Source organism: Microbacterium sp. UNCCL10 (genome assembly GCF_000746195.1).
GTDB classification, from domain to species: Bacteria; Actinomycetota; Actinomycetes; order Actinomycetales; family Microbacteriaceae; genus Microbacterium; species Microbacterium saccharophilum.
Map to the genome: position 1 here is coordinate 91815 of NZ_JQKT01000009.1, position 13629 is coordinate 105443.

General features: G+C 72.8%; 12 protein-coding genes and 1 pseudogene. 5 read left to right on the top strand and 8 right to left on the bottom strand.

Annotated elements, in window-relative coordinates:
- Positions 1 to 29: 29 nt before the first annotated feature.
- The 5 genes from BR85_RS10870 to BR85_RS10890 form a co-directional block, all read right to left on the bottom strand.
- A complete protein-coding gene (locus BR85_RS10870) occupies positions 30 to 1448 on the bottom strand; it encodes an FtsX-like permease family protein (protein WP_231478702.1) in 1419 nt (472 codons plus the stop codon).
- A 32-nt stretch (positions 1449 to 1480) separates the two neighbouring features.
- Positions 1481 to 2245, bottom strand: a complete 765-nt coding sequence (locus BR85_RS10875; protein WP_028496560.1) for an ABC transporter ATP-binding protein — start codon at positions 2243 to 2245, stop codon at positions 1481 to 1483.
- A gap of 98 nt (positions 2246 to 2343) precedes the next feature.
- Positions 2344 to 3003, bottom strand: coding sequence for a response regulator transcription factor (locus tag BR85_RS10880; RefSeq protein WP_028496561.1), 660 nt, complete (start codon positions 3001 to 3003; stop codon positions 2344 to 2346).
- Positions 3000 to 4157, bottom strand: coding sequence for a sensor histidine kinase (locus BR85_RS10885; protein WP_028496562.1), 1158 nt, complete (start codon positions 4155 to 4157; stop codon positions 3000 to 3002). Before BR85_RS10885 ends, BR85_RS10880 begins: the two co-directional genes overlap by 4 nt.
- A 71-nt stretch (positions 4158 to 4228) precedes the next feature.
- Positions 4229 to 4672: an Lrp/AsnC family transcriptional regulator gene (locus BR85_RS10890; RefSeq protein ID WP_051526342.1), complete on the bottom strand. Its 444-nt coding sequence runs from the start codon at positions 4670 to 4672 to the stop codon at positions 4229 to 4231.
- Positions 4673 to 4819: 147 nt separating this feature from the next.
- Here BR85_RS10890 and BR85_RS10895 point away from each other — a divergent pair, with 147 nt between their 5' ends.
- Together BR85_RS10895 and BR85_RS14945 are read left to right on the top strand one after the other, a co-directional pair.
- A complete protein-coding gene (locus tag BR85_RS10895) occupies positions 4820 to 6241 on the top strand; it encodes a DUF6421 family protein (RefSeq protein ID WP_028496564.1) in 1422 nt (473 codons plus the stop codon).
- Complete coding sequence (locus BR85_RS14945; RefSeq protein WP_051526301.1) at positions 6234 to 6944, top strand: SDR family NAD(P)-dependent oxidoreductase; 711 nt, start codon at positions 6234 to 6236, stop codon at positions 6942 to 6944. Before BR85_RS10895 ends, BR85_RS14945 begins: the two co-directional genes overlap by 8 nt.
- Before the next feature lie 90 nt (positions 6945 to 7034).
- On the opposite strand, the pseudogene BR85_RS10900 reads toward BR85_RS14945, so the two are convergent.
- Positions 7035 to 8408 (bottom strand): annotated as a pseudogene (locus tag BR85_RS10900) (MFS transporter); the annotation flags it as partial.
- A gap of 81 nt (positions 8409 to 8489) precedes the next feature.
- On the opposite strand from BR85_RS10900, the gene BR85_RS10905 reads away from it, so the two are divergent.
- Both BR85_RS10905 and BR85_RS10910 read left to right on the top strand, forming a co-directional pair.
- On the top strand, positions 8490 to 9557 hold the full coding sequence (locus tag BR85_RS10905) for a threonine aldolase family protein (RefSeq protein ID WP_028496565.1): 1068 nt from the start codon (positions 8490 to 8492) through the stop codon (positions 9555 to 9557).
- A 124-nt stretch (positions 9558 to 9681) separates the two neighbouring features.
- Positions 9682 to 10419, top strand: a complete 738-nt coding sequence (locus tag BR85_RS10910; protein WP_028496566.1) for an SDR family NAD(P)-dependent oxidoreductase — start codon at positions 9682 to 9684, stop codon at positions 10417 to 10419.
- Positions 10420 to 10477: 58 nt separating this feature from the next.
- On the opposite strand, the gene BR85_RS10915 is transcribed toward BR85_RS10910, so the two are convergent.
- Together BR85_RS10915 and BR85_RS10920 are read right to left on the bottom strand one after the other, a co-directional pair.
- Entirely contained in the window at positions 10478 to 11806 is a 1329-nt protein-coding gene (locus tag BR85_RS10915; RefSeq protein ID WP_028496567.1) for a DivIVA domain-containing protein, read from the bottom strand.
- A gap of 208 nt (positions 11807 to 12014) precedes the next feature.
- Entirely contained in the window at positions 12015 to 12683 is a 669-nt protein-coding gene (locus tag BR85_RS10920; protein WP_028496568.1) for an NUDIX hydrolase family protein, read from the bottom strand.
- A gap of 68 nt (positions 12684 to 12751) precedes the next feature.
- Between BR85_RS10920 and BR85_RS10925 the strand changes: the two genes are divergently transcribed.
- The gene (locus BR85_RS10925; RefSeq protein WP_028496569.1) at positions 12752 to 13408 is read left to right on the top strand and encodes an alpha/beta hydrolase; all 657 of its coding nucleotides are present in this window, start codon (positions 12752 to 12754) and stop codon (positions 13406 to 13408) included.
- Positions 13409 to 13629: the final 221 nt, after the last annotated feature.

Genomic DNA, 13629 nt, shown 5'->3' on the forward strand with positions numbered 1-13629 from the left:
CCGCAGCATCCCCGCCCCGCCCGATCAGATCACTCGGCCAGCGCCTCCACCGGTGCGGCGCGCGTCGCGAGGCGCGTCGGCGTGACGGCGGCCACGAGCGTGAGCACGGCCGTCGCCACGACGACGACGAGCAACGGGACCCACGGCATCCCCGGCGGGACGAACGTCGGCGACGCCCAGTCCGGCGGGATCGGGATCGACCCGAACAGCGACTGCGCCGCCGCCCACCCGTACGCGACGCCCAGCGCCAGCCCAAAGACGAGCGCCGTGACCGTCACGTGCGCGGCCTCGAACAGCACGACCCGCCGCACCTGCGCGGACGTGAGCCCGAGCGCGCGGAGCAGGCCGAGCTCACGACGGCGCTGCACGATCCCGATCGTCAGGAGGTTGACGAGGCCGACGGCCGCGATGACGGCGGAGACCGCGACGAGCCCCATCATGACGGCGGCGAACGTGTCGAGGAGCTGCCCGAGGTCGGCGGGCAGCGCACCGCCGCCGGAGGCCGCCACGACGATCTTCACCGACTCGTTCGCGACGGCGAACATCGTCACGAGGGCGACGCCCATGACGACGCCGATGGCCATGCGGCTCGAGCGCTCCGGGTAGCGGAGGGCGTTCTCCGCGGCCAGTCGCGCGGGGACGGACCGGCCGAAGAGGCGGCCGGTCAGGCGCAGCAGCGGAGGCATGACGAGGACGGCGCCGAGCGTGAGTCCCGTGAAGGACGCGAGGCCACCGAAGAACGCGACGATCACGCCGAACGGGCTGATCATGCCGACCACGATGCCGAGCGCCAGCAGCGCGGCACCGACGGCGAAGAGCGCGATCGCGACGACGGTGCGACCGCGGGTCGCGGAGACCTCCTCGTGCGTGCGCTCGACGGAGCCGGAGAGCGCCTGCAGCGGTGTCACCGACAGGACGCGGCGCGAGCCCGCCCAGGCGGCGGCCCACGTGGTGAGCGCGACGATCGCCGCGGGGATCAGGAGGAGCGGCTGCACGACGGTGTAGGCGACCTCGATGCCCAGGAGCCGCGAGCCGATCGCGAGCAGCCCCCACGCCGCGAACGTGCCGCCGAGGAGGCCGACGAGGCCGCCGATCGCGCCGACCACGAGCCCCTGCCGGGCGATCTCAGCGCGCTGGGACCGGGCGGACGCGCCGATGAGGCGGAGGAGGGCGATGCGGCGCGTGCGGCCGGCGACGATCGTCGCGAAGGTGTTCGCCGTGACGATCGCGGCGACGTAAACGGCGACACCGACGAGCAGGGCGCTCAGGATGCCGACGACGACGGCCACCGTCTCGCCCCCGCCGATGTACGGGTCGGCTTTCAGCCAGGCGCCGAGGAAGCCCGTGACGCTGATGAGCAGCACGCCGAACGCGGCGGAGATCGCCGCCACGAGGACGGTGGCGCCCATGCCGCGTTCCCGCAGCCAGACCGGCACGGCCGCCGGCATCCGCCGGCTCGGCGCCGCGACGGTGACGGCGGTCACGCGGGCACCTCTTCGGCGGCGAGCATGTGAGCCGAGATCGCCTCGGCGGTCTGGGCGGGCTTGTCGGCGACGATGCGCCCGTCGCCGAGGAAGAGGACGCGGTCCGCGTACGCGGCGGCGACCGGGTCGTGCGTCACCATCGCGATGGACTGGCCGTGCTCGCGGCTCGCGGCGGCGAGCAGCGCGAGCACCTCGCGGCCCGAGCGGGAGTCGAGGTTCCCCGTCGGCTCGTCGGCGAAGACGAGGTCGGGCGCGGTCGCGAGCGCCCGCGCGATCGCCACCCGCTGCTGCTGGCCGCCGGAGAGCTCGTGCGGGCGGTGCGTCAGGCGAGGGCCGAGGCCGAGCGAGGCGATGAGGCCGTCGATGCGCGAGCGCTCGAGGGCGCTGGGCTCCCGGCCGTCGAGGGCGAAGGGCAGCAGGATGTTGCCGAGCGCGTCGAGGGTCGGGACGAGGTTGAACGACTGGAACACGAACCCGACGCGGCGTCGGCGCAGGATCGTCAGCTCGAGGTCGGAGAGGCCCGTGATGTCGGTGTCCCCGATCCACGCGCGGCCCCCGGTGGGCGCGTCCAGGCCCGCCATGATGTGCATGAGGGTGGATTTGCCGGAGCCGGAGGGCCCCATGATCGCGGTGAACTCGCCGCGGCGGATGCCGACGGTCACGCCGTCGAGGGCGCGGACGGCGGACTCGCCCGTCCCGTAGGTCTTGGTCAGCTGCTGCACCCGGGCAGCCAGGCCCAGGTCGGTCGATGTGATCTCCATGTCTCCGACGCTACGAAGACACCGGGTGCGGGCGCGTCCGCCCGCAGTCGCGCGGGCGTACATCGGAAGGATGATCCCGCGGTCGTCCCCGGTCGCGGTCAGGCGAGCCCGTGCTCGAACGCGAAGACGACGAGCTGCACGCGGTCGCGGAGCGCGAGCTTTGTGAGGATGCGGCTGATGTGCGTCTTGATGGTCGCCTCGGACAGGAACTCCCTCGCCGCGATCTCCGCGTTCGAGAGCCCCCGGGCGGCGAGCGCGAAGATCTCGCGCTCCCGGTCGGTGAGCGTCGCGAAGCTGGCGGGGACCGGTGCGGCGGCGGCCTGCGGGAACTGGGCGAACAGCTCGCGGGTCGCGGCGGCGGCGATCACCGCCGAGCCAGCGTGCACCGTCCGGATCGCGGCGAGGAGGAACTCGGGGTCGGCGTCCTTGAGCAGGAATCCGCTCGCCCCCTGCCGGATCGCCCGGGCGGCCGCCTCGTCCAGGTCGAACGTCGTCAGCATGACGATGCGCGGCGGACTGTCGCCGAACGAGGCGTCCTGCAGCAGCTCGGCCGTCGCGGCGAGGCCGTCCATGACCGGCATCCGGATGTCCATGAGGACGACATCGGGGCGCGTCGCGCGGACGACGCGCAGGGCCTCGGCGCCGTCGCCGGCCTCCCCCACGACCACCAGGTCGGGCTGGGAGTCGATGACCATGCGGATGCCCGCCCGGAACAGCGCCTGGTCGTCGACGAGGACGACGCGGATGGGGGCGCTCACGCGGCGGTTCCGATCGGCAGGGTCGCCCGGACGATGAAGGCGGCGCCGTCGATGCCGGCGTCGAAGGTGCCCCCGACGAGCTGCGCGCGTTCGCGCATACCGATGACGCCGTGCCCGCGCGGCTGATCATCGGCGCGGGCCGCTACGGCGGGGTTGACGGCGCGGAGTTCCACCCGGTCAGGATGCCATGCCAGCGACACCTCGACGGGGCCGTCGCCGCCGTGGCGCAGCGCGTTGGTGAGGGCCTCCTGCAGGATGCGGTAGACGGCGAGCTGCACGGATGCCGGCGGGTCGGCGCGCGGCGCGGGGTCGACGTCGACGCGCAGGTCGACGCCCGCGCCCCGGACGTGCGCGTACAGCTGCTCGAGGTCGGCGAGGGTCGGCTGGGGGCCGTCGGCCTGGCTGTGCCGCAGCTGCGTGAGCAGCATCCGCACGTCCGAGAGGGCGGCGCGGGCGGTGGCCGAGATCGTCCCCAGCGCGGCCGTCGCGGCGTTCGGGTCGGCGGCCGCGGCATACCGGGCACCGTCGGCCTGGGCGATGACGACGGCGAGGGAGTGCGCGACGACGTCGTGCATGTCACGGGCGATGCGGGTGCGTTCGGCCTCGGTCGCGGCGGCGGTCTCGGCGCGCTCCTGCGCGCGCCGCGTCTCGCGGGCACGCACGCCGGTCCGGACGAGTGCGCCGATCGTCCAGGCCAGGCCGAGGCCGAACAGCGCGGCGATGAGCACCGCGAAGGCCGTCGTGACGGAGGACAGGCTGAACCCGCCGCCGCCGAAGACCGGGAGGAAGACGTACAGCGTGATGACGGCCGCGCCGACGATGACCGACGCGAAGCCCGCCCAGAACACCCGCCGGGACCCGTAGGCCGCCGTGACGTAGAGGACGGCGAAGATCGCGAGGTCGACGTAGCCCGGCGTGCGGCCGAAGGCCATCTGAATCACGGCACCCGCCCACGCGATGCCGAGCGCCAGTCCGGGCGACAGCCGGCGCACCGCGAGCGCCCCGGACATGGCGACGACGACCAGGGTCGTCCCGAGTCCGTTGAACGAGAGGGACGGGTCGACGCGCAGCTCGATGGGCAGCGCGACGACGGCGAACAGGCCCGCGAGGACGAGGTCGACGACGAGCTGGTATCTGCGGATCGGGCGGAGCACGCCTCGACGCTACGCGAGCGCCGGGCCCGCCGGCATCCGCCGGGAGATGTATCCCGGACCCGTGTGCGCGCTCAGCGGGTGAGGGCCGGCTCGATGGGGCGGTTCTCGAAGAAGGTCTGCAGCACGACGGTCGTGCGGGTGCTCACGGATGCCGCCTGGCGGATGTCGCGGATCAGGACCTCGAGGTCCCGCGGGGCGGCCACCCGCACGAACAGCATGTAGCTGGCGGCGCCGGCGATCGAGTGGCACGCCTCGATGGCGTCGAGGTGCTCGAGCATCTCCGGCGCGTTGTCGGGCTGGGCAGGGTCGAGGGGCGTGATCTCGATGAAGGCGGCGAGCGGGCGGCCCACGGCGTCCGGGTCGACGACGGCGCGGTAGCCGCGGATGGCGCCCCGCGCCTCCAGGCGGCGCAGTCGGGTCTGCACGGCGGAGACCGACAGCCCCACGGCGGCCGAGAGATGCGCGAGCGTCGCCCGCCCGTCGCGCGAGACCTCCCGCACGATCTGGACGTCGATCTCGTCGTCGAGGTGCCCCGTCTCGGCGTGGGGCTGGTGCGGGGTGCTCACCGGGCCAGGTTACCGGAAATCTTCCTGTCTGCGGATTTCTCCGGCGGAAGAAGTCCCGTAGAATCTCGGGAACCGCGAGCGACGAACGGAGGACTCATGACCATCAGCCACGCCCCCGCAACGGAGCAGGCCGTCATCGGCGAGCCCGAGGTCGTCGAGGACGCCCGTTCCCTCGCCGGCCACCCCGCGTGGCTGTCGCTGAAGTCCGCCGCCACCGCGCTGCAGGCCCTGCAGGCGCAGGACGGCTCGGTCGCCGACCCCGTCGATCGTCCCGCCGCGCGGCGGCTCGTCGCCGACATCACCGGCGCGATCGACGAACTCGCCCCGCACGTCCCGCACGACGCCGCCTATCTCGCCGCGTCGGTGCGCGACTTCGACCGCTGGGCGGAGGACGATTTCGGTGTGCCCGACTTCCTCGACTCCCTCTCGGCGTTCCAGCCGCAGGAGCACCGCATCGACGGCCTGCCGCATCTCGTCGTGTTCCCGATGTACACGCAGAACGGGTCGCGGAACCGGTTCGTGGAGGCGGTGCTCGTCGAGGTCATCTGGCCGGAGTTCATCGCCCAGCTCGAGACGGAGTACACGAACCGCCTGTTCGTCTCGCTGCGGCTCTTCGACTTCACGCCGGGGTACGACACCAACTCGGCCGTGCTCTTCCCGGAGACGGTCGCGATGCGCGAGATCCCGACGTTCACGTGGGGGGCGATCTTCCAGGACCGCGAGGCCGCCCGCTACCGCCGCGTCGTGCGCGCGGCATCCGGGATCACGAAGCTCGACCTGCCGGCCGGCGCCGCGCGGATGCTGGAGGATCAGACGCTCGCGGAGAAGACGTTCGTGATGTGGGACCTCATCCACGACCGCACGCACATGCGCGGCGACCTGCCGTTCGACCCGTTCATGATCAAGCAGCGGATGCCGTACTTCCTGTACTCGCTGGAGGAGCTGCGCTGCGATCTGACGGCGTTCCGGGAGTGCGTCGCGATCGAGCAGCGCCTCGCCGCGCGCGAGGACCCGACGGCGACCGAGCGCGAGATGCTCGAGCACGCGGGTCTCGTGCAGTACGCCGTGATCTTCGACCGGATCTTCCGCTTCGCCATCACGGGCGCACGCGTGCGCAACTACGACGCCGTCGGCGGTCAGCTGCTGTTCGCCTGGCTGCACCGGCGCGGCGTGCTGCACTGGACCGACACGGCGCTCGCGTTCGACTGGGACGAGGTCCCGGCCGCCGTCGTCGCACTCGCCGACGAGATCGATGCCCTCTACTGGGAGTCGATCGACCGGCCGAAGGTCGCGCACTGGCTCGCGGCGTACGACCTCGTCCGCGCCACCCTCACCCCGCACCCCGCCTCGGCGTGGGCGCGCGGCCTCCCGGATGAGGTGCTCACGGGAGCTCCGAAGGGGTACACCGACGCAGTGCTGGACGACGAGTTCCCGCTGTCGATGTTCTTCGAGGCGCTGGAGAAGAAGATGCGGCCGATCATCGAATCGACCGCGGGCATCCGGGGAACGGATGCCTGACTCCCCCCGCGGTGTCGCGGGGCGGACCGTGCTGGTGGCGGGGGCCACGAGCACGAGCGGAGCGGCCGCATGCCGCGTCCTGGCGGGGGCCGGGGCGCGGGTGATCGCGGTCGGCCGCGACCCGGAGAAGCTGGCGGCGCTCGCCCTGGGGGCGGCGAGCGCCGCCGGCGACCTCGCGCCGCCGGTGTGCGTGGAGCGGTGCGACCTCGACGACGAGGGGGAGGTCGCGGGGCTGGCGGAGCGGCTGCGGGCGGACGGCGTTCGGGCCGACGGCATCCTGCACCTGGTCGGCGGCTGGCGCGGCGGCGGGGGCCTGGCCGGCCAGAGCGACGAGGACTACCGGTTCCTCGAGCGCGGGCTCACCGCGCTCCGCCACGTCACACGCGCCTTCGACGCCGACCTGCGGGCCTCGGATGCGGCACGCCTCGCGATCGTCTCGTCCACCGCCGTGGCGCGTCCCCTCGCGGGCGGCGCCAACTACGCCGCGGTCAAGGCCGCCTCCGAGGCGTGGACGCGGGCCGTCGCGCAGGGGTTCGCCAAGGCCGCACGCGACGAGCAGGCTCCCCTGCGGGCGGCCGCCGTCGTCTTCCGCGCGAAGGCGCTCGCCGGTCTCGAGGACGACCTCGCCGAACGCTTCGCCGCGCTGTGGGACGCGGATGCCGCGAGCGTCAACGACACGATCCGCACGCTCGGTCAGGACTGACCGCCACCACCGCCGCCGGCGACGCCGCCCATCGTTTCGCGGGACGACGCCGGCGGGCCGGTCTCCCCGCCGGCCGGCGCGGATCCCGGGCGCCTCGGCGTACTCGGCCGAGAGCACGCGGTACGACTTCGTGAGGAACGCCAGCACGCCGAAGACGATCATGATCAGGCCGGCGAAGAGGAACACGAGGGCGATGCCGCGGGCTTCGCCCTCGCCGAGGAGCCAGCCCCAGGCGTCGGCCCCCGCGTCGCTGCGCATGTACGGGATGACCCAGAACTGCGCGATCGGCGCGATCAGGAACGACGTGATGGGCGCCGCGGAGACCTCCAGCGCGGTCGCCGCGCCGAACACCCGGCCCTGCTTCTCGAACGGCACGACCTTCTGGATGACGGTCTGCTCGGCGGCCTCGGCTGCCGGCACGAGCGCCATGTACATCCAGATCCCGACCGCGTAGAGCCAACCCCATTCGCGGATCGTGAAGAGCGCGCCCAGGGCGCCCATGGCGATGACGACGACGAGGAGGGTGCGGATGGGGTTCCGGCCGAGGCCCTTGGCGGCGATGATGCCGCCGCCGACGAGGAAGCCGGTCGATCCGATGGCGAGGACGACGCCCCACCACTCGACGGGGAACAGCGTCAGCCCGTACGGGTCCATGAGCGCCATGTAGACGCCGCCGATGAGGTTGTTGAACGTGGAGAAGATGATGAGGGCGAACAGTCCCGGCACGGCGCGGATCGCGAGGGCGGCCCCGCGCACGTCGACGGCCTTCGCCGTCCCGTCCCGCTCCGGCTGGTCCTCGGGGACGCGGATCGTGAGCAGGTGCAGCAGCGCCAGCGCCGTCATGACGATGGCGATGACGAGCGTCCACCCCATGCCGAGGAGCCCGATCGACAAGCCGGAGAAGACGCTCGTCACGAGGAACGCGAGACCCTGGACCGTGCCGACGAGGCCGTTCGCATTGGCATGCCGTTCGACGGGGATCAGCAGCGTCACCGTGGTCGACAGCGCGATGTTCCGGAGGTTCTCGACGACGGCACCGGCGAGGATGATGCCCGAGAACAGCCAGAACCACGGGCCGCCGAGGTCGAGCAGCGCCGACTCGGGCTGGGCGAGGTACAGGGCGCCGGCGATCAGGAACGCCGCGAGCGTCGCGAGGGCGGAGACCACCATGACCCGGTGCTTCCGGTGCCGGTCGACGAGGGTGCCGAAGACCATGCCGAAGATCGCGAGGAGGAGCATGTACGCCCCGCCGATGATGCCGGTCGCGAGGACCGACTCGGTCTCGATGTAGACCCAGAACGTCAGCGCGAACCACAGGAAGCTGGTCGTGACGTTGGCGGCGGCCGTGTTGACCAGGACGTGCAGGAACGTCCGCTCACCCCCGGGCGGGGCCAGGCGCGAGGCGCCGGCGGTCGCGTCGGCCGCGGCGGCGGGATCGATGTCGGGACGGAGATCGTCGGACATACCGCGAGGGTACGCGCCGGCACCGACATCGGCGGGGGGGATCGGCGAGGGGGCGGGCCCCGAGAACTAGGCTGGATGCTCGTGAGCACCCTCCACGACACCGCCGTCCGCGGCTTCGCCTCCGACAACTACTCCGGCGTGCACCCCGAGATCCTCGCCGCGATCGGCGCCGCGAACGACGGACACCAGATCGCCTACGGCGAGGACGCGTACACCGCCCGGCTGCAGGAGGTCTTCGCGCAGCACTTCGGCGAGGGCGTCCAGGCGTTCCCGGTCTTCAACGGCACCGGCGCCAACGTGACGGGTCTGCAGTCGATGCTCCCCCGGTGGGGCGCCGTGGTCGCGGCATCCACCGCCCACATCAACGTGGACGAGGGCGGCGCTCCGGAGCGCGTGGCCGGCATCAAGATCCTGAACGTCCCCACCGACGACGGGAAGCTCACCCCCGAGCTCATCGACCGCGAGGCCTGGGGCTGGGGCGACGAGCACCGCGCGCAGCCGCTCGTCGTGTCGATCACGCAGTCCACCGAGCTCGGCACCCTCTACACGCCGGACGAGATCCGCGCGATCGCCGACCACGCCCACGGCCTCGGGATGCGCGTCCATCTGGACGGCGCCCGCATCTCCAACGCCGCCGCCGCCCTCGACCTCCCGCTGCGGGCCTTCACGCGCGACGTCGGCGTCGACGTGCTGAGCTTCGGCGGCACGAAGAACGGCGCGCTCGGCGCCGAGGCGGTCGTCGTGCTCGAGCCGGCGGCATCCGAAGGCCTGATCTTCCTGCGGAAGCTCAACATGCAGCTGTCCTCCAAGATGCGCTTCGTCTCGGCGCAGCTCATCGCGCTGCTGGAGGGCGACCTGTACCTGCGCAACGCCCGGCACTCCAACGCGATGGCGGCCCGCCTGCGCGCCGAGGTGGAGGCCGGCATCGCGGACGGCTCGATCCGCGGCGTCGCTTTCACGCAGCCGACGCAGTCCAACGGCGTCTTCGCGACGCTGCCCGACGGGGTGGCCGACGCCCTGCGCGAGAGCTTCCGCTTCTACGACTGGGATGCCGCGCGCAACGAGGTGCGCTGGATGTGCTCGTTCGACACGCACGCCGACGACGTGGACGCGTTCGTCGCGGAGCTGTCGCGCCTCACGACCGCCTGACCGCGCCCTCCGCCGGACACCGCGACGCTCCGCCAAATCTATTCACTGGAATAGATATCTCTTCTTCCTCGTTGTCGTCTGTGATCGCCGACCCCGGGTCGGACCATCGACAGAGAGGAAGATCATGACTCGTTACGAAGGCCGCGTCGCACTCATCACCGGAGGCGCGAGCGGAATCGGCAAGGAGACCGCGAAGCGCATCGCCGCCGAGGGCGGGACGGTCGTGATCGCCGACCTGCAGGATGACGCCGGCGCTGCCGTCGTCACCGAGATCCAGTCCCACGGCGGGTCGGCGTCCTTCGTCCACCTCGACGTCACGAGCGAAGACGGCTGGGCCTCCGCGGTGGCCACGGTCCTCGATCGGCACGGGCGCCTGGACGTCCTCGTCAACAACGCCGGCATCGGCGACACCGAGCCGCTCGAAGTCACCACCTCGCAGACGTGGGACAAGGTCGTCGCCGTCACGCAGACGAGCGTCTTCCTCGGGATGAAGGCCGCCGCCGCCGCGCTGAAGGCCAGCGGGAACGGCGCGGTCGTCAACATCAGCTCGATGTACGGCATCGTCGGCTCGGGCGTGAGCCCCGCGTATCACGCCGCGAAGGGCGCCGTGCGACTGCTCACCAAGACCACCGCGCTCGGCTGGGCGAAGGAGGGCGTCCGCGTCAACTCCGTGCACCCCGGATTCATCGACACGCCCATCCTCGGCGAGACCGACCGCGACGCGCTCATCGCCGGCACCCCGATGGGGCGCCTCGGACGCCCCGAGGAGATCGCCGCCCTCATCGCGTTCGTCGCCAGCGACGATGCCAGCTTCGCGACGGGCGCGGAGTTCGTCGCCGACGGCGGATACACCGCCGGCTGATCGACGTCATCCGCGGCGCCGGGTCCCTCGCGGGCTCGGCGCCGCGTCATGACCGGCGTCAGACCGGCGTCGGCTCGCCCTCGGCGTCCGCGGTGCCCGCTGCGGCGTCGCCGTCCCGGCCGGACTCCCCCTGGATCTCCGCGACCGTGTCGGCGAGTTCGACGGCAACCGCCTCCTCGACGGAGACGACCGCCTCGATCGCGGCGGCGTCCTCCGCGGACAGCGCCTCGGCGCCGCCGAGGACGTCGGTGCGCATGAGCTCCCTGACCTCGGCCATGAAGCTCGTCAGCTGATGCTGCTGCCAGCGCAGCGCACGCGTGCGGTCCTCCGCATCCCGGAGCACAGCCTGCGAGTGGTTCGTGACGGTGTCGATGATCTTCTGCGACTTCACCCGCGCGCGCTCGAGCGTCTCCCGGGCGCGCGCCGCGGCATCCGCTTCGATCTGCTGGGCCTGCGCCCGCATCAGCCGCTCGAAGTCGTCGGCCTTCCCTGCGACGCGCTGTGCGTGCTCGAGCGAGGCGGCGACCTGGTCGTTTGCGTCCTGCGTGATGCGCTCGGCGTGCGCGACCGCCTGGTTGTGCAGGACGAGGAACTCCTGCTGCGCGTCGTCCTGCCGGCGGGTGAGCGACTCCTCGAACTCGAGGGCGCGCACGCGCAGCTGCCGGACGGCCTCCTCGGCTTCGGCCCGCGTGCGCTCGGCCTCGCGCGCCGTCATCGACCGCAGCGCCGCCGCGCCCTTCTCGGCCTCGGTGCGGATCGCCGCCGCCTCCCGCTCCGCCTGGGCGACCTTCTCGGCCGCGTGCGTCCGCTCGCGCTCGAGCTGCGCCTCATGCGCGGTCAGCTCGGTGTCGATGCGCAGCCGCGCCTGCTGGGCGTCGTGCTCCGCGCGGGCGACGATCGCCTCGGCGTCGGCCTGCGCCTCCGCGCGGCGGGCCAGGATCTCCTCGTGCGCGGCGCCCAGCAGGCGCTCGGCCTGGACCGTCGCGTTCCGGATCAGCACGCCGGCCTGCTCCTCGGCGACGTGGAGCACCTCTTCGAACCGCTGCCGCGCGACCGACTCGCCGCCGGTGGCGAGCAGCTCGTCGCTGAGCGTCTGCACCCGGTCCTCCGCGGTGGCCGCCTGGGCCGTGAGCAGTGCGACCTGCTCCTCGAGCTCCTCGATCCGCCGCGCCCCCGCGCCGGCCGTGAGGGTCACCCGGTGGTGCGCGTCCTTCAGGCGTGCGACCTCGTCGGCCTGCGCCGCCTGCCGCCGCGTGAGGTCGGCGATCGCGGCATCCACCTCGTCCTTGTCGTAGCCGCGGAAGCCGGTCGTGAACGAGGCGGCGGAGCCGGCGCCGAGCAGCTGATCGAACGCGGAGGGGTCGTCGGTGGGGGTCTGGTCGCTCACGGGTCTCCGATGTGTCGCGCGGTCGCAGGCAGCATCGCGGCATCGGACGGACCGGGTGCGTCGCGGGGGGAGGAGCGACCGGGGAAGGCCGGTGCGGGTGTCACCGGTGAATCGAGAATAGTGCTCGCGGGGGCCGGCGCACGACCCCCGACACGCCCGCCGGCGCCCCGCGCCCGGACGGGGGCGGAGGCCGCCGTGCGGACGCGGCTCAGCGCAGGGCGCCGACCGAGGCGAGGGCCAGGCGGACGAGGGTCGAGCGGCCACCCTCCATCTCGGCGGCGAGGGCGTCCGAGCAGGCTTCCTCCGGCGTCATCCAGGTGACCTCGAGGGCGTCCTGCCGGGGCTCGCACGTACCCGTGACGGGGACCACGAACGCGAGCGAGACGGCGTGCTGCCGGTCGTCGTGGAAGGCGCTCACGCCGGGGATCGGGAAGTACTCCGCGACGGTGAAGGGCACCGGCTGGGGCGGGAGGAGCGGGAAGGCCATCGGCCCCAGGTCGTTCTCGAGGTGGCGGAACAGGGCGTCGCGCACCGGCTCGCCGTAGCGGACGCGGCCGCTGACGATCGACCGGGTGATCTCCCCGACGGGGGTCGCGCGCAGCAGGATGCCGACCTCGGTCACCGCCCCCATCCCATCGGTGCGGACCGGGACGGCCTCCACGTAGAGCATGGGCAGGCGGCGGCGCGCCTCGGCGAGTTCGATGTCGGAGAGCCACGCGGGGTTCCGCGCCGCGCCCCGGCCGCCCGAGCCGAACGACCCTTCGCCGCCGGGGTGCCCGGGACGGTCGAACGTCGAGTCGAGTCCGCGCAGCGGGTCACGCGGCTCGCCGTCGTCGTCGCGCTCGTTCGGATCGGGATCGGGGGTGCGGACGGCCATGCCTCATGTATACCCCGAACCCCGTCGGGGCGGCGGCGCCGTCGGACCTCCCTGCGAAGATGGATGCCATGGTCTCCCCCTCCGCGCTGGATCCCACGGCGGTGCTGTGGTCTGCCGAGCCCGCCGAGCGGGAGGGCCGGCCCCTGCTCGTGCTGCTGCACGGCTACGGCTCGGACGAACGCGACCTGTTCGGCCTCGTGCCGTACCTGCCGGACCGGTTCGTCGTCGCGGCCGTACGGGCACCGCTGCCGCCGCCGTTCCCCCTGCCCGGGTACTCCTGGTATCCGATCGACGGGCTCGACGGGCGCGACCCCACCCAGGTCACGATCGCCGCCGAGGTGCTGCTGGGCTGGCTGGACGGCGTCGCCGAGGGTCGTCCGGTGGGCCTGCTCGGGTTCTCCCAGGGCGCCGCGGTCGCGCTGCAGGCGCTGCGGCTGCGACCCCGGGGCATCGCCTTCGCCGTGAACCTCTCCGGGTATGTCACGCCCGGAGCGCTCGACACGGATGCCGAGCTCGCCGAGGTGCGCCCGCCGGTGTTCTGGGGGCGCGGCTCGCACGATGAGACGATCCCGCTCGCGCTCGTCGAGCACACCGTGGACTGGCTGCCCGGGCGGGTGGACCTGAGCGGCCGCGTGTACCCCGGCCTGACGCACAGCGTCTCGGAGGACGAGCTGCGCGACGTGCGGGTGTTCCTCGACAAGCAGCTCGAGCGCATCGAGAGCTGACCGGCCCGCCCTTGACAGCGGATGCCGGGTGGCATAGCGTTTCCGAGTTCTCGTCCCGAGTGTGAGGAAGACCGTTGAAGGGTATCGACGCCACCGCGCTGTGAATCCGCGCTGAGCCGTCCCCTCCTCCGAGGTCCCGATGTGTTCGCGCCCCATCCGCGCTGACACGTCGACCCGCCGTCCACCTCCCGGGATCCCCGGCCCTTCGGCATCCCCGTGTC